We start from the raw sequence: 15,901 nt of genomic DNA on the forward strand, positions 1-15,901 counted from the left end.
ATGATGGTAGGGTGAGTCTTTTTGGCTCACCTGAATCCATTTAAATAGGTTAAATTATGTGCAGTACCAAATAGAATTTAAGCCCAAAGCCATTAAAGATTTAGCACAACTTACTGTCAATGTTAGACAACGCATTATTACTAAAATTGAAGCAATGCAAGATGATTTACAGGGAGACGTAAAACGCTTAACTAACTTTACTCCAGAATATCGTCTAAGAGTTGGTGATTATCGAGTTTTGTTTGAATTAGAGGAACAAACTATAATCATTTACGTGATTAAACATCGTAGCAAAGCTTATGAATAAAAGGAGATTAATAAATGATTGAACTACATCCTGAATTTTTAACAAAAAATGGTCAAAAGGAATTTGCTGTTTTGCCTTACGAGGAGTTTTTGAAGATTAAGGAATTGCTTGAAGATTTAGAAGATTTAAGAGATTTAAGGGAAGCTAAAGAAGAAGAGAAAGATAGTCCTTCAGTATCTTTAGCCGAAGTAAAAGAAATGTTAATAACTTGATGATATGGGCAAGTTAACCCACTATAACTAGCTAGGAGCAGTTATCTAATAACATAACTCAATTAGTGAGGAATATTAATGGCTAGCCAATCTTTTATTTATAACAAAAATCTGTATAATCAAGACTTTTACTTGTGGACACAAACTATTGCCCAGCAGTTAAAAGATAATAAATTTAATGAAATAGATGTACCTAATCTAATTGAAGAAATTGAAAGCATGGGTAAAAGTGAAAAACGGGAATTAAGAAGCCGTTTAATAATCCTATTAATGCACTTGCTTAAATGGCAATACCAACCAGAAAAACGTAGTGAAAGTTGGCGCAGTACCATTACTGAACAACGCATCTGTATTGAAATATTATTAGAAGATAGTCCCAGTTTGCAACCTCTACTTACAGAAGTATTTGCAGATTGTTATCAAAAAGCTCGTCTGAAAGCATCTGATGAAACAGGTATTAAATTAAATTTCTTTCCTAATGAATCTCCTTTTAGCTTAGAAGAAGTGCTTAACAATTACTTTTTAAATAATTAAATATTATCAACAGGTAAAAAACAATGAACTTTTACACAGTTGTCCTCAGACAGAGTTCTGGCTATTGGTTAGCTTTATGTTTAGAAAATGGCATTGTTGCACAGGGAAATACTCAAGAGGAGGCAGTTAATAAACTAAAGGAAGCTATTGCATCTTTTGAAATAGTCTATGAGTCTGAAAGTGATATTTATAAATATCCCATATCTATAGATGAATTACACGAATTTTTATTTGTTGAAGGAAAAAGTCAAACACCACCACAAAAGAAGCATCAGGAATCGGTTGACGTAAACGCTGTAAATGTCCGTCAGCATCGGCACGTGTGCGGAATCTAGCTACAATCAGCCGCTGCATATTGGGAAGCAACCGTGCGATCGCCCAAGCATTAAGACGTTCTCTGTATGCGATCGCCTTATTTTCTCACGAAGAATCGCTGTAATACTGATTCTGTGGCATGATTAGGTTATCTATAAGGTATTTAGTAATATGTCAGCTAAAGAGGTATAGGAACAGTCTGGGCTATGAGGAGTGTGGGACTTACCGTAGCCTTAGAGAGGTTTCTGACATTTATATATTAAAGACCATATTAAAGGCCGCAACCTTAAAAGTAAGAAATAACTATTTTTACCTAAGTTACACAGAATTATGATTTTAAAATCCTGCCACTAATATATTTGAGGTTGGCAAAGGTTGTCCGTCCTACCCCACAAGAGTTTTATTATTTTATTAAATTATCAAATACTTAAGTATTACATAGAAAAGGTTTTACCAGTTGCAATACATGGCTTGTATTGCTTTTACTGAAGGATATAAATTTTCTTCTTTCCCTTCCAGCTATTTTCCCCTCCACATGCGCGGAGCATGATCGCACCTCTAATACCTTCACAAGTACGATCGCTTCTCACACTACGCTCCGCGCTGCCACTGCATTCTAATGTCGATAGATTGCACCCTTAATACCCTTGCAAACGCGATCGCCTTTGGCACTGCGCTCCGCGCAATCGCCATTGCTGCACCCTAAAATCAGGCGATCACTGCTAACAGGCGCTCCGCGCCATTAAATATCCCAGAAAATTTAAATTACAGCTTCTTCACGTTGATGATCGAAGATCACCTCAAAGGCAGCATTAGGTGTCTCTTGACGTAGGTGTCTCATATAACCGTCAGCATCAGAACGACTGCGGAATCGAGCGACAATCACTCGTTCTGCGTTGGGGACTACACGAGCTATAGCCCAACCATTCAGACGCGCTTTGTAAGCGATCGCCTGACTATCTAACTGATTTTCTGACTTAGGTTCTTTGTATTCAGTATTTTGTGGCATGATTATGATATCCGTATGTACTTGTAGTAAACAGCGTTAATGAGTCTCTTTGGGGGGGATGCACTAGCGCCTTTGCAATTGATGATGCCACCTTGTTATTACATAATTTATGAATTGTCAATACTTAGTGCTACAACTTAGCGTCAGCTAAAATTTAGATCTGAGACAAAAATTATTCGCAAAGTTGACGGAGACACAAACTAAGCCCGCAGGGCAAGGACTGAAGACAAATCAATCAATCGTTCTAGAACCCAGATGGGGTTTTGTTTAACTAGCTGGTGCTGCTGCATGGGTAGTTTTCCCTTGCCACTTGCTACAACTTTGAGAATAAAAGCAATGCAGTGGCTTGACTTAAGATGATTACCGTGGGATTTTCATCACCCGGTGCAAGATCCAAATTCAAGTATCTGGGAAAACCCAGAGAAGCGCCAAAGCTGGAGATATGGCAGGTGATTAGCCTGGTTTAACTGGTGTCGTCTCCAGGTATACCAATGTGTAAGTAGTTTTTCTCAACCCGACTACAGGCATTCGCGCCTTTCACTAGTCAGTAGGGTGATTGATTTACAGGCATGAAAATTTTCAAGATTTATTGAGATATTTGAAATGTACTAGCCCTCATTTTTGAAGTTATTTTTATGATAGCTACAAGAATATTTTGCTAGTGCAGCTTTTTAATATTATACCATCTTGACCAATTTTTGCAAATTCGTTAAAATTCTGGCGTATAAATTACACTCGGATCATCAAAATGTCATTAGTGACATCAATTCTTCAAAAAGTAGCCCCTCAAATAGGAGCAGTAGTTGTAGTAGAACCCGAATATAAATTAGTGGGGCATATTACTTTTAAAAATGGGAACAAGGCATTTTTTGACAGAAGCAAATTAAATATTAATGGTTATGGTTCAGCGGAGTTAGCAAAGGATAAAGCTTATTCCAACTTTTTCCTCAATCATTTTGGATATAGAGTTACGGAAGGGCAAACATTTTTTAATGAGAAAATATGTGCAAGAATAGCCAATCCGCGGAATATTGATGATGGATTTAGCTTTGCTAAAGAACTTGGATTTCCTTTAATTGTCAAGCCGCTAAATCTCAGTCAAGGAATATTAGTAGCCAAGGTTCACAATCAGACAGAATACTATGAAGTAGCTGAGAAGATTTTGCAAATTAACTCAGGATTAATTGTCGAGCGATTCTATAGTGGTAATGACTATAGAATTGTAGTATTAGATGATGAAATTATCGCTGCTTATCAAAGGATTCCCTTATTTATCACCGGAGACGGTAAATCTAAAATTCTAGAACTTCTGCAACAAAAGCAGGAAATATTTCTCAACAATGGGAGAAAAACACATATAAATATTGAGGATTTCCGAATTCATCAGAAATTACAAAAACAGAATCTAACGCTGAATAGTGTGATTGCCAAAGATACTATTGTCTATCTCTTAGACAATGCCAATTTATCCAGCGGAGGCGAGGCAGTAGATTTAACTGAGAGTATTCATCTTGACTTTCAAAAATTAGCAATCAATATCACAAAAGATATGGCGCTGAGACTAGCAGGTGTGGATATTATTACCAGTTCTATCACAGAGCCAATCTTAGACTATACGATCATCGAAGTCAACGGCTCTCCTGGCTTAACTCACTATGCATCAAGTGGGGATACTCAAATTAAAAGAGTAGAAGATTTATATCTCAAAATTCTCAAAGCGCTTGAAAATGAGCGAATTCAGCATGAAAACCCAGTAACCCCCAAAATCTAAGTTATGAATATTCAGGTATCGCTGCGAAAAGCAACTGATACCTGATGCACAATCTTACCCCTTTAAGATAAGTGATAACCTTCACCAAAGTTTACCTAGAAGGAATTCAAATTCAGCTTGTAGACCCTGGATATCTGCTACCCTAGCGACTAGCAAATTATCCTTACCAGCATCACTTAAACGTCCTTTCCAATAGTTAACGCTCTCTGAGTTATTCAACCAAAACTGAACTACGGTGTCCATCACTTGATCCAGATTACCACCCCAGGTTGCTGTCACTGATTCTACAGACTCTAAAAATGCATCTAGTGTACAAATATGCGTTCCTAGATATTCCACGCCTTGGGGCTGTGGTGCTTGCCAACTCTGCTGTTGGTGATGAAAAAAGTACAAAACTGGAGATACGCCGACAATATCAAAACTGTACTTCATTCCAGTCCTCCCAATGATTAATTCAGTTGTATGGAAGCTTGAGGTTTTGCCAAGAATAATTTGTGAAATAGTACTGAATTCTCCTATATACAAAGTAGAATTGACGTCGATGTCATAGGTCTTTAACTTCAGGCAGAGATTAGCACTTGCGGGATGAGAGTGCTAATTTTTATTCAGTTGTTTAATGTATTATTAAAGAGTTTCAGGCATTAATTAAGGAGTGTATATTATTTTTAATATTTTCTTAATTATTGCACTCACCGATGGCAAAGGTGAAGTAGCAGCTTTGTCTAGTGCCTGTTTGTGGGCGATCGCTTCGGTGATCTATGGTCTTTTGGGGCAACGGATTCCCCCACTACAACTGAACTTGATTAAAGGGATAATTGCCATCGCCCTGCTCATAGCCACTATTTTGCTCAGTGGCCAGTTCCTGCCCACCCTTGCCCTCATTCCCGTGTGTTTACTCCTTCTCAGCGGCGCTGTGGGCATTGGCTTGGGGGATACAGCTTTTTTAGCTGCCATCAATAGGCTGGGGGCAAGGCGCGTTTTACTTTTGGGTACCCTGGCGCCACCAATCACAGCGATCGCCGCCATGATTTTTCTCCAGGAAAAGCTAAACATCAGCGCTTGGTGTGGTATTCTGCTCACCATTTTGGGAGTTGCTTGGGTAGTGACGGAACGAGTCACCGAGGCAAATGATATTTCTGCAACGCAGCGATGGCAGGGAGTCGGATTTGGTTTGTTAGCAGTCATGACAAATGCCACAGGATCTATCCTCTCCCGTGCAGCATTTGTAGATACAAATATTGCCCCGTTGTGGGCGGCCTTGTTGCGTTTAAGCGCAGGCGTAGTAATTATCTTAGTTTGGGCCTGGTTTCCTAGCCGCAGAGATGCCGCTTTCTCTTATCCCTACTGGCAATCAAGGCGGATAATTCTCATTAGTTTCTTTGCGGCGTTCTGTGGAACTTACTTAGGAATTTGGCTACAACAGACAGCCATAAAACTCACTTCTGCGGGAATTGCTTCCACACTGATGCAAACTAGCCCACTGTTTGTGATTCCGATCGCTGTCTGTATGGGTGAAAAAGTTAGTTGGAGAGCGATCGCTGGAGTGATAATTGCGATCGCCGGAATTGGTTTATTGTTCTATCTAAACTAGCTGACACTCAAGAATTGAGTGCCGCACAGCACTTGGCTAGGATGCCCCTCTTTTTCCTGTAACTTTTCCTGTTTCTTACCACACATAACTATATTACAGGGGTGATTTCCTGATCAAGGTGCACAGCCAATCGCTCTTCGTGCGGGCGCTCCGTACCATCTCATTTTATACCGCTAAACCCAAGAATTTTTTTGCCAAAAAATATACTGCTTTTGTTGTTCTGAAAGATTTTTTGTCAGTGAGAGCAATTCATTATGTGGCAGGGAAGATGCACCATAAAATGACTGATTTTTTACTCGCGGACTGTAATCAAAAAAGATGGCAAATCTGTCTGCTGCGATAGGTATCTTGCCCCGGTGGAAAATGTCACCAGTGCCAGCAAAAATTACTGTGCCAGCAGATCCTGTACATGATTTATAATTTGCTGGAGATGTAAGCTTTTGCATGGCTTCGTTTGTGATATAGCCAGATGTATATTTCAGATAGTTAGCTATTTTTGAAGTTAAAGACTGGGGAATATATTGAAATGGGCCTTTGTCCTCACTAATATCGTTTAAATAAACTATAATTTTCAGAAGCTTTCGGGCTTCTTTATCTATATGCCACAACCTTGAACCTTTCTCTACTTTATTGGCGAGGTCTCTGCGAAAATATGCACCATGATAGGCTGCTGGTAGTCCAAGATAATTTTCCACAATATTGAGCAAACGTTGTTCTAGCCCCCATAAGAAAATATCTGGATATTCAATCATTTGCTGGGAACTAGCATGAATAACATATTCATTTTCTTGAATATAAATATTTTGTGAGATTTTTGGTATCAGGTTTTTTGCTGCCTGGAGTAACTGGGGAGTTGATGGAATTCCCAAATTTTCTAACGAAGTAATTACAACTCCTTCCTGCTTTATTTGCTCGACTAAATCAATGTCAGTCGTTGAAAGAACCGGTAAACTTAGAATATGTTTTTCAACTGCAATTTGATAAGCCATTTCAGCTTTATCTCGTACAAATGGGATTGTATGAATCTGTTTTAAGATTTTGTTCTGTGTTTTTTGCAGCAATGTATACATAATTTTTTGTTTTTGATTTTCTTCCGGTTAAGTGTAAGCTTTGAGATCAAGAACTATCTGTGAACTACGGTAATCTATCCCCTTCTGGCAAATCTAAAATTCTAATTAACCATCATTTATTGCTGTTTGCATAGAAATTTTAGATTTTTATTGACGCAATTATATATTAACTGAACCTCAGGTCAAGATAGCTTCCTCTAGTAAGGTTTACTATCCTTCTTTAGTTATATTTTTTATGAAAACTGGCAACCGTAGACGGTAAATAAAAGTTTATATTATGGTAGGAACTAATCCAGAAAAGAAATTTTTATCGGAGCCAGGTTACAGTGATTTGCGAATCTACTCGAATATACTTATTACATAAATAATGTTTTTCTGACAGCAAGGTGCAAAAAAATACCAATTTTATCAAGAAAACGACAGATAGGTAGGTTGAGTAGAGCCAAGAGAAACTCAACGTCTAAAAGATTTTGAATAGTTAGGTTTCGTATCTGTACCCAACCTACATATGTAGCAATCATTTTTAAAATTGGTATAACTTAACAAACAAACTTTTGCCAGAAGTCCAATTAACCATAACGGTTTCTTGGCGCAATTTTTGGAGAATCTCTGGCTCCCTTGGAGAAATGGATTAAAACTAGTTGTAAAGTTGGTTATCAAGATTGATAGTCTGTTTTGATATGGCAGACGAGAAAATTTAGAGCATCTACCGCTATACTATCGCTGGAGAGTGGTATGTAAAAATCATGGTGCGGTTCGTTTTCACGGCAATTTTGCTACTTTCTTTGACAGCTTGTGGCGGTAATTCGCTGCTACCGACTAGCGAGTTAGTGCAAAAAGCGATCGCACTACAGCTAGAACAAACCCAAGAGCAACTTAGCCAAAAGCTAGATCTAGATTTCCGAGGGTTTGACATTCAGCGGCTATCAATTACCCAAGAACAACCCCTGACAATCCAAAATCTACTATCCTACAAAATTCGGGGAACTTACGATCTAGTTTTAAAATTACCCAAACGCAGCTTGACGGAACCGCAAAAGTCCTTTGAGGTTTACCTACAACTTCAGCGAGAACGTAAAACTTGGCGCTTGCTACTTCCAGACAAGGAAAGTCAAGATACTCAAGCAATTTGGCGTAGCTATCTCATACCATAATTGAGTTGTGCTACTTAAAAAAGCAGCACAAGCATCATCGGATTTCTGCTAACCCACAGCTAGCTGATGCCGTGAATTCCATGTGCTACTAGAAAAACTATCACAGGTGTGCCTGTATAACTACTAACCCACAGCCATGATCGGGGTGATAGTTTCACCGGAGATAGAGCAAGATGTATATCAACTTTTTCATCAGTTCTATTGTCGGAATTGTGGTGACAGTACTGTTGGCTTTTGGCGTTCTGCAATGGCTCCACATACCTGCTGGCAATTTTCTCGACTGGGTGATTGCTGGCGCCAGTTTTTGGTGGTTGTTGGTAATTGTTACCGTACCTTGGAATGTGCATTTTCAGGCTAAAGAAGTTTTAGCAGAAGCGGCGCAATCAAGTGAAAAAGGCATTCCCGTCGATGAGAAACAAGTTAAATATGTTAGTGTTTTGGCAAAGCGATCGCTCTGGGTGGCCGTGGCCTTACACATATTTTCAGCCGTTGGTCTTTATACTCTGGCTGCCACTGGTATTAGTACTGTGGGATATATCAGTTCTGGTGCAGCTTTATTGTTAACCATCCTCCGTCCAGCTATCCGCGCTTATGAATATTTATATGCTCGGTTGAGAATGATTCGCCAAGAATTTACTTATCCCCGTGAAGATATTATTGAACTTCGCAGTCGCTTCTCTGCCTTAGAAAACAAAACTCAAAGTTTAGAAGATCAACTCAACCCAGAACAGCCTTATTCAATTCCAGCGACTCAACAACGCTTTAGTGAAGAAACTCGCCGAGAGTTAGCCCGGATTATGTCTAATTTAGAAGAGTTACGGGCGACAAATCAAACTGAACATGAGCGGCTGTCGCGGGAAGCCAGAAATGCGATCGCGCAACTTTCTACAGATGGGCAATTTCTCGATCATGTCCGGGAAATTATCAGATTTTTTAAAACAGCCTAATCGGTGCTGAGTGTTAGGCAATTTTGTTGGGGGACAGGAATAAGCTATAACAAAATTAAATTAGACTCTTTCAAGACTTTGATCACACTAATATCTCATAGCATTCCTGCTGATTCATACAATCGTTTGATCATGGCTGTAATCTTTGCTCCATATTCTAAATCGGCTGACCAGCGTCCTGATAGCTGATCAATTAATGGGGCAATACCGCGTGTAACAAAGCGAAACCGGGGGTCTACTTCTTCTTGTACTAAAGGTTCTAAACTGGCGTAAGCTTTCAAATGTTGAATATGTGCCCTCACCCCAATTCTGGCACTAGGAAAAGATGCCTCTTCTGTACCACCACCGATTGTGCCTAAACCTGCAAAGTTATTTTGCTCTGGTTTAATTTCACCACCAAAGCGTAAGAATCCAGTTTCTATACACATTTGGCAGAAGGAAATATCATGGTTTACCCCCTCGGCGGCGGCTTCTTCCCGATAGAGTTTTGGTAAGTCGGGAAACTTGACGAGGGCGGTTTCATTGTTATTTTTCAAAAATAATTGCAACTGCACTTCTGAGGTATTGCCATTTGAGATAATCCGGTCAATTTGGGCGGAGCAAACTGTTAAAATTGAGCGTAAGTTGACGGTGCGAGTTGTACTATCCCAGGTGATGACAACGTTAAAATCTCGTAGCTCAATTGCTTTGATATAGACTATTTGGCGATAAGTAACACGGCGCACATCAGGAGCTTTTGACAAATCGATTCGCAAGCGGTCAACTAAATCTATTGGGATGTAAGCATTACCATTAATCAATACCCCTTTTTCTGAGTATTTTTGCCCATTAATGTTAATGCTGACAGCATCATAATTTGGTTCTGGGGGAGTTCCCGGCTTGGGGTCTATCACCCGACTCCAAGAGGCTAGCCCATCGGCAATTCCCAAGGCGAAATCACGGCGACGAGTTTGCAGTAAAGCGCGATCTTCGGGACTGCTGAGAAAGCCCACTTGCACTAATAAAGATGCGATCGCAGTTTGACGACAAAATTTCAAACTCCCCAAGCCACTATCTGTATCCGGCTTGACTCCCCGATTGGGTAACTGGGGAACCCGGCGCAAAAGTCCCACCAGCAATAGTTCTGCATTGTTCTTGCGCTGATTATTATTGGCAATGTGGAAGACGCTAGCACCACGGACTGTCGGACTGTTGGCGGCATCAGCGTGAATTTCTACTGCCACATCAGTTGCACGAGCGCGAGAATTGATCCAGGCGATCGTTTGGGCCGCACTTTGATCATCGGGAACAGCTAAAACTTCAAAATTACGTGCCCTCAGTTCAGCGACAATCAAATCCCGTAGCAAAATCATTTCTTTGGCTTCGGTTGTCCCACCGGCAATTGAGCCTGGATCGGTTGCTCCTGCTTCTTTGCCTCCATGAGCCGCCGAAATAAATATACGTCCCATCGTCAGTATTTCCTGTTGTTAAGATTCAGGGTCAGCAATTCCATATATCCTTCTAGCTTTGGCAACAAGAATATAATAGCTATCAGTGAGTATTCCAACGGCAATTTTCACTACTTACTCATTAATTAACAAGAATGCAAATTCCCCGCTTGCACCCAGACACGATTGAGGAAGTTAAACTCCGGGCTGACATTGTCGATGTTGTCTCGGAATACGTAGTTTTACGCAAGCAGGGCAAGGATTTTGTCGGTTTATGTCCTTTCCACGATGAAAAAAGTCCCAGTTTCACAGTTAGCCAGAATAAGCAAATGTACTATTGCTTTGGCTGTCAAGCTGGGGGAAATGCGATTAAGTTTTTGATGGATTTGGGCAAGCGGCAGTTTGCAGAAGTTGTGCTGGATTTAGCGCGGCGTTACCAAGTGCCTGTGCAAACCTTGGAACCTGAACAACGGCAAGAATTGCAGCGTCAGTTGTCGTTGCGTGAGCAGTTATATGGGGTTCTGGCAACGACTGCACAATTTTATCAACACGCTTTGCGACAATCCCAAGGGCAAAGGGCACTTGAGTATTTGCTGGGCGATCGCCAATTGCGAGAAGAAACTATTCAGCAGTTTGGCTTGGGTTATGCTCCCGCAGGCTGGGAAACCCTCTATCACTATCTGGTGGAAGATAAACATTATCCGGTGCAACTGCTAGAAAAGGCGGGATTGATTAAACCACGCAAGGAAGGGGGCGGTTATTATGATGTGTTTCGCGATCGCCTGATGATTCCGATCCGCGATGTTCAAGGACGTGTGATTGCTTTTGGTGGTAGAACCCTCAGCGATGAACAGCCTAAATATCTAAATTCACCCGAAACTGAGCTTTTCAGTAAAGGTAAAACTTTATTTGCTCTTGATCAAGCTAAAGGGGGAATTGCCAAGTTCGACCAAGCGGTGGTGGTTGAGGGATATTTTGATGCGATCGCTCCCCACGCTGCCGGCATTACCAACGTTGTCGCTTCTCTAGGCACTGCCCTCAGCTTGGAACAAGTGCGGTTAATCTTACGTTACACCGAGTCTAAACAATTAGTACTCAACTTTGATGCTGATAAAGCCGGGACTAATGCTGCCGAAAGAGCGATCGGTGAAATTGCTGATTTAGCATATAAGGGTGAAGTCCAGCTAAAAATTCTCAATCTGCCTAATGGTAAAGATGCTGATGAATACTTGCGTAGCCATACCCCAGAAGACTATCAGCAACTTTTGGTAAATGCGCCACTGTGGATTGATTGGCAGATTCAGCAGATAATTAGCGATCGCGATTTAAGACAAGCGACCGATTTTCAGCAAGTCACCCAACAAATGGTAAAACTGCTGAAAAATATTGCTAATAAAGATACTCTTAACTATTACCTTTCCGACTGCGCTCAAATACTCAGCTTAGGAGACACTAGACTTATTCCCCTGCGAGTAGAAAATCTGTTAACTCAAATTGCACCTGCTAGTTTACAACCGGCAACGATGGCGGTACGCAAGCAGCAACAAAGAGCCAATCTATCGATAGTACCTAGCGAACGCAGTCTTTTAGAACTAGCAGAGGCTTTATTGCTGCGAATTTATCTGCACTGTCCCGAACAGCGTCAAGCAATTATTGATGAACTAGAAACGCGAGATTTGGAATTTAGCCTTTCTCATCATCGCTTTTTGTGGCAACAGATTTTTCAGTTAAAGACCGAACAGGTAGATTTAATTTCAAATCTGCAAAATAGATATCTAGAATCGGCTGAAGAATTGGGTTCAATTTCCCATCTGTTTCATTTGAGCGAGAAAACCCATAAAGATATACTCCGCACGAACCAAGTAGTTCAAGCGGCGATCGCTTGTATGGAACGAGTATTGCGAGAAAAGCGTTGTCGCTACTTCTCCCAACTGTGGCAAGAAACAGATCCAGAAGCAGAACCAGAGCGATATCAATCTTATTACCAGGCTTTATATGCCGAAAAAATGCGGCTTCAAGCACTAGATAGACAGAGGTTATTTTCGCTCACAGATTTGCTCTAGGCTGGGCATGGGGGCGATTAATTTTGATTTCGGCTCGAATGAGACTTAAGAAAGGCGTCTGATCGCCTCATCGAGATGAACTTTGGCAACCCGTAGCAGTACCACCAACTCCTCATTGCTGAGATGATTAGATATTGTCATGCCTTGTAATGCCTTATCTAACTGGGCTTTGACAACTTTGCAGTGTTCCCAGGTAATTGTCTCATACAGTGCCATTTTGTAGTCGCCGTTAGGTTCTGTCATCTGCCTGTTGCCTCCTTTTGACGTTAACGGTTGTTAAATGTGGAAGTTCGTATTTTTTGCTAATATCGGCATTCTTGAAAAGATGCGATCGCCTTTGGCAGGCCTCCTTTCCCATCGCCTAATTTTGTCCCCCCGACTGTTTCAGCAGGTATTCTAAAACTCGGTCAATTCGGTCTAAAGCAGCGCCCGTAGTCTTTTGGAACTCTTTTGTACTACATAGTATCACCATCAGGGCAAAACAGAGATAAACCAGGGTTTATCTCGATAGATGATTGTAAATTTTTGGTGCATTGTGCTTCAAGTCAAGCAAAAGCGCGATCGCACTTGTACCAGCATTGCGTAAACTTCGTTGGTTGGTTCCCGGTTCTCGCAAGATGCCGCCGCTGTGGTGAATCGCAACTACCTCAAAGTCATCATTAAACACCGGGGAACCTGATGAACCCGGTAAAGTACTGGTTGTATATTGTAAAATCTGGGAATCTGCATAGGCGACAAAGTTATTCTGCATCGAGATTTTTTTCAGGTGTCCACCAGGGTGCTGAATAATTGCCACGCGATCGTCTCGCCGCATTTGCTGACTCTTGAGAATCAGGGGATTGCCAAATTCAGGCACATCTTTCAGGTTCACCACTGCGAAATCCAGTTGAGAATTTGTGTAAAATGCACCTTCAGGTAATGCTTTAACAGTATGTGTAGTGCATTCTTGACTATTGCTATTCAATTGGTAATTAAAGGTATATTCAGTTTCTTCAGCCTGGATTTGACTGGCAATAACATGATTGTTAGTCATGAGCAAATCCGGCGTAATCATGAAACCAGTACCCAGACTCGTTGGTGTACTTATATGCACCACAGCTTTAGCAGCCTCAAAAGCTAGGTTCAAAATGTAAATGTGGCGTAAGGTATTTTCCCCAATAATCTTTTCTTGTACCTCAGCCAGACTGGTTGTGCCGCGCCAATTGTCAATTTCCCGGCTAGGACTGACTGGAAAATTGAGGGGATATTTTTGAAATAACTCAATGATGAAATCTTTGTCTTGATCACCAGTGTAGGGCTGAATATAGTTAAGGAAGACCGCCAAAGCTTCTTTACCGTAAGCTACCTGTCCAAACTGTGACAAAAAGCGGACAATTTCCACCGACACACCCATCGGCGCACCATCCAAATCTAACCGTGCCAAAATAACATCAGCCTGGGGTACACCTTCTAAGGCACCTACAACCAAGCGACGGCGATCGCGCACATTGGCAAAATCTGGTAAATTCTGAACTACACGGGTGAGCCTTTGGAAGTCTGGTGGTGAAAGCTGAACGGTCACAGTTACTATTCCTATACAGGAGAACTAATATATTTTAGGTTTAGGAACAAGTAAAGTACCGATCAGCCTTGATGATTCCCAGTTACCCCAGATGGTTTTGTAGTGATCAATCACCTAAATACTACGGGCAAAACAGCGTGTCTCGCGTGTCCCTGAGAGTAACGGGGTTAGTACCTTTAGCCAGCTTGCACAATTTTTTTTGCTCATCTTGACGCAGCAGCATATCAGTAAAATCTGCTCCATCAATAATTGCACCATCAAACCTAGCATTAGCCGCAAAAGCACCCTCCAAAAGCGCATTTGTCAAATTTGCTCTAACTAAGCGAGCCGAGTCTAAAGTGCTATTTCTGAGATCAGCACCCTCCAAATTTGCTGATTCCAGATTAGCGGCAAAAAAACTGACCCCGTTTAAGTTAGTATGGCTCAGATTACTCTGGCGAAGATTAGCTTTAGCAAAACTAGAGTCTGATAAATCACGTCCTGAAAAATCAGCCCCAACTAAAATTTCTTTGTTGTATTCAAGGGCCAAAGCTGTTGATGCAAAACCAACAACCGCCGTGGTGCATAAGATTCCCCAAAGCAATAAACTGAGTATGTTGCCGACTAGGCGATGGCCACTGCTTAACCGATTATTCATCATATTTTTTAGTAAATGCTTAACCCTCCTCCATCTCATTATGCTGATATTGGTGAATTAGGAGAAGACCTAGTAGCCCAATGGTTACAATCTACAGGTTGGGTAATTTTGCACCGGCGTTATTCTTCTCGCTGGGGAGAAATCGATATTATTGCCCAATATCAAGGGCTAACAGGGAAGGCAGGGGCAGAAAATCACAGCACAGAAAACTCAATGCTGGCATTTGTTGAAGTGAAAACCCGCAGTTCCGGTAATTGGGATGTAGGGGGAAGAAGCGCAATTACCCTGCAAAAGCAAGGGAAAATCTGGCGCACAGCAAGTACGTTTTTAGCTCAGTATCCAGAAAAGGCTGATTATCCATGCCGCTTTGATGTTGCTATTGTCTACTGTCAGCGGATATCCAAAAAGCTGAGTGAAGTTACAGTTATCCCAAAAGCTCTAGCTAGTTTATCAACAGATGAACACAAATTGAAGCTGCAAGAATACATTCCAGCGGCTTTCGACTATTCAATTGATAGCAGTAATAGTTAATTATTGACACTGTCGCTGGTTAATGCCTTTTCTTCTGAAGGCTGAAAGCCACAAGCAGCAAAGTTTGAGGGTTTTTGAAGAGTCAGTTCATCAGACCTTCAATGGTGCTGGCAAAAGCACCCTACAAACTCAAGCCGATTATTTTTCAATGAACCTTATAACTCAGCGATATTACGCCAGTGTTTCTGGACAGTAGCCCAAGCCCCGAACAAACTGTTGCCGGAAGGCCTCAATTTCCTCTCTCTCTGGACTACCATGAGAAACGATCGCCACTTGGTAGCGACGCATCACATCTACAGGGCACTGTCCCGCCTCCAAACTCCAAAGTGCCATTTGCACTCTCATTGGTGGCTCATAGCTAATTCCTAATTCATTGAGAAAAGCCCGAAAGTCGCCATCTTCTTGAGGCGAAACTTGATGAGTGAGTTTGACTCTCACCACCCAGCCATCAATTTGATGAATGACGGTGAGGAACGAAACAGGTGTTTGGGGTCTGCCGTGGAGGTGTTGAACAACCCTCAGGGTGAGACTGGCATTTGCCAGATAATACAAATATTCCATGTTGGTACTTGGGATCAAAGCCAATCCTACTTCTCTATCTTCGTCAATAAAATGCTGATCCCGGTAGGGTAAAAGCCCCCGTTTTTATATGGGGAGGTCTACCCAATTTTAGAGCGGTGTTCCCCTATTACTCAATAGTATCAATCTTCAAGTCTAGGGACGAAATTAACCTGTAATGTTTTAAAGTGGGGTCATTTGTCTAGGGGAATAC

At 41.3% G+C, this 15,901-nt stretch carries 18 protein-coding genes; 9 read left to right on the top strand and 9 right to left on the bottom strand.

All coding sequences use genetic code 11. From position 1 onward, the window contains the following. Positions 1-58 precede the first annotated feature (58 nt). From CYLST_RS13335 to CYLST_RS13345, 3 genes are all read left to right on the top strand, one after another. Positions 59-307, top strand: coding sequence for a type II toxin-antitoxin system RelE family toxin (locus CYLST_RS13335; RefSeq protein WP_015208255.1), 249 nt, complete (start codon positions 59-61; stop codon positions 305-307). Between the two features lie 14 nt (positions 308-321). Next, the gene (locus CYLST_RS13340) at positions 322-519 is read left to right on the top strand and encodes a hypothetical protein (protein WP_015208256.1); all 198 of its coding nucleotides are present in this window, start codon (positions 322-324) and stop codon (positions 517-519) included. Between the two features lie 78 nt (positions 520-597). Further along, positions 598-1,053 carry a DUF29 domain-containing protein gene (locus tag CYLST_RS13345; RefSeq protein WP_015208257.1) on the top strand — a complete coding sequence of 152 codons (456 nt, stop codon included), beginning with the start codon at positions 598-600 and terminating at the stop codon, positions 1,051-1,053. Between the two features lie 204 nt (positions 1,054-1,257). Here CYLST_RS13345 and CYLST_RS35915 read toward each other — a convergent pair whose 3' ends face one another. Together CYLST_RS35915 and CYLST_RS13355 are read right to left on the bottom strand one after the other, a co-directional pair. Next, a complete protein-coding gene (locus tag CYLST_RS35915; protein ID WP_085960611.1) occupies positions 1,258-1,461 on the bottom strand; it encodes a hypothetical protein in 204 nt (67 codons plus the stop codon). 667 nt (positions 1,462-2,128) lie between these two features. Then, positions 2,129-2,377 (bottom strand): hypothetical protein, encoded by a 249-nt coding sequence (locus tag CYLST_RS13355; protein ID WP_015208259.1) that lies wholly within the window; start codon positions 2,375-2,377, stop codon positions 2,129-2,131. Positions 2,378-3,125: 748 nt separating this feature from the next. Between CYLST_RS13355 and CYLST_RS13360 the strand changes: the two genes are divergently transcribed. Further along, positions 3,126-4,148 carry an ATP-grasp enzyme, D-alanine-D-alanine ligase gene (locus CYLST_RS13360; protein ID WP_015208260.1) on the top strand — a complete coding sequence of 341 codons (1,023 nt, stop codon included), beginning with the start codon at positions 3,126-3,128 and terminating at the stop codon, positions 4,146-4,148. Positions 4,149-4,229: 81 nt separating this feature from the next. Here CYLST_RS13360 and CYLST_RS13365 read toward each other — a convergent pair whose 3' ends face one another. Continuing rightward, positions 4,230-4,580, bottom strand: coding sequence for a hypothetical protein (locus CYLST_RS13365; protein ID WP_015208261.1), 351 nt, complete (start codon positions 4,578-4,580; stop codon positions 4,230-4,232). 220 nt (positions 4,581-4,800) lie between these two features. Here CYLST_RS13365 and CYLST_RS13370 point away from each other — a divergent pair, with 220 nt between their 5' ends. Next, positions 4,801-5,739 (top strand): DMT family transporter, encoded by a 939-nt coding sequence (locus CYLST_RS13370; RefSeq protein ID WP_015208262.1) that lies wholly within the window; start codon positions 4,801-4,803, stop codon positions 5,737-5,739. Positions 5,740-5,912: 173 nt separating this feature from the next. Here CYLST_RS13370 and CYLST_RS13375 read toward each other — a convergent pair whose 3' ends face one another. Next, positions 5,913-6,809: a hypothetical protein gene (locus tag CYLST_RS13375; protein ID WP_015208263.1), complete on the bottom strand. Its 897-nt coding sequence runs from the start codon at positions 6,807-6,809 to the stop codon at positions 5,913-5,915. Between the two features lie 746 nt (positions 6,810-7,555). Between CYLST_RS13375 and CYLST_RS13380 the strand changes: the two genes are divergently transcribed. Beyond that, entirely contained in the window at positions 7,556-7,963 is a 408-nt protein-coding gene (locus CYLST_RS13380; protein ID WP_015208265.1) for a hypothetical protein, read from the top strand. A 173-nt stretch (positions 7,964-8,136) separates the two neighbouring features. After that, the gene (locus CYLST_RS13385; RefSeq protein ID WP_015208266.1) at positions 8,137-8,910 is read left to right on the top strand and encodes a hypothetical protein; all 774 of its coding nucleotides are present in this window, start codon (positions 8,137-8,139) and stop codon (positions 8,908-8,910) included. 95 nt (positions 8,911-9,005) lie between these two features. Here CYLST_RS13385 and tftA read toward each other — a convergent pair whose 3' ends face one another. After that, the gene (gene tftA, locus CYLST_RS13390; RefSeq protein ID WP_015208267.1) at positions 9,006-10,358 is read right to left on the bottom strand and encodes a hormogonium tapered terminus morphoprotein TftA; all 1,353 of its coding nucleotides are present in this window, start codon (positions 10,356-10,358) and stop codon (positions 9,006-9,008) included. A gap of 134 nt (positions 10,359-10,492) precedes the next feature. On the opposite strand from tftA, the gene dnaG reads away from it, so the two are divergent. Beyond that, entirely contained in the window at positions 10,493-12,400 is a 1,908-nt protein-coding gene (gene dnaG, locus CYLST_RS13395; protein WP_015208268.1) for a DNA primase, read from the top strand. A gap of 45 nt (positions 12,401-12,445) precedes the next feature. Here dnaG and CYLST_RS13400 read toward each other — a convergent pair whose 3' ends face one another. The 3 genes from CYLST_RS13400 to CYLST_RS13410 form a co-directional block, all read right to left on the bottom strand. Beyond that, a complete protein-coding gene (locus tag CYLST_RS13400; RefSeq protein ID WP_015208269.1) occupies positions 12,446-12,643 on the bottom strand; it encodes a hypothetical protein in 198 nt (65 codons plus the stop codon). A 256-nt stretch (positions 12,644-12,899) separates the two neighbouring features. Next, the gene (locus CYLST_RS13405; RefSeq protein ID WP_015208270.1) at positions 12,900-13,961 is read right to left on the bottom strand and encodes a trypsin-like peptidase domain-containing protein; all 1,062 of its coding nucleotides are present in this window, start codon (positions 13,959-13,961) and stop codon (positions 12,900-12,902) included. Positions 13,962-14,082: 121 nt separating this feature from the next. Continuing rightward, the gene (locus CYLST_RS13410) at positions 14,083-14,598 is read right to left on the bottom strand and encodes a pentapeptide repeat-containing protein (RefSeq protein ID WP_041233095.1); all 516 of its coding nucleotides are present in this window, start codon (positions 14,596-14,598) and stop codon (positions 14,083-14,085) included. Positions 14,599-14,613: 15 nt separating this feature from the next. Here CYLST_RS13410 and CYLST_RS13415 point away from each other — a divergent pair, with 15 nt between their 5' ends. Continuing rightward, entirely contained in the window at positions 14,614-15,129 is a 516-nt protein-coding gene (locus tag CYLST_RS13415; protein ID WP_015208272.1) for a YraN family protein, read from the top strand. Positions 15,130-15,300: 171 nt separating this feature from the next. On the opposite strand, the gene CYLST_RS13420 is transcribed toward CYLST_RS13415, so the two are convergent. Beyond that, complete coding sequence (locus CYLST_RS13420) at positions 15,301-15,690, bottom strand: hypothetical protein (RefSeq protein WP_015208274.1); 390 nt, start codon at positions 15,688-15,690, stop codon at positions 15,301-15,303. Positions 15,691-15,901: the final 211 nt, after the last annotated feature.

The sequence above is a fragment of the Cylindrospermum stagnale PCC 7417 genome (assembly GCF_000317535.1).
Lineage (GTDB): Bacteria > Cyanobacteriota > Cyanobacteriia > Cyanobacteriales > Nostocaceae > Cylindrospermum > Cylindrospermum stagnale.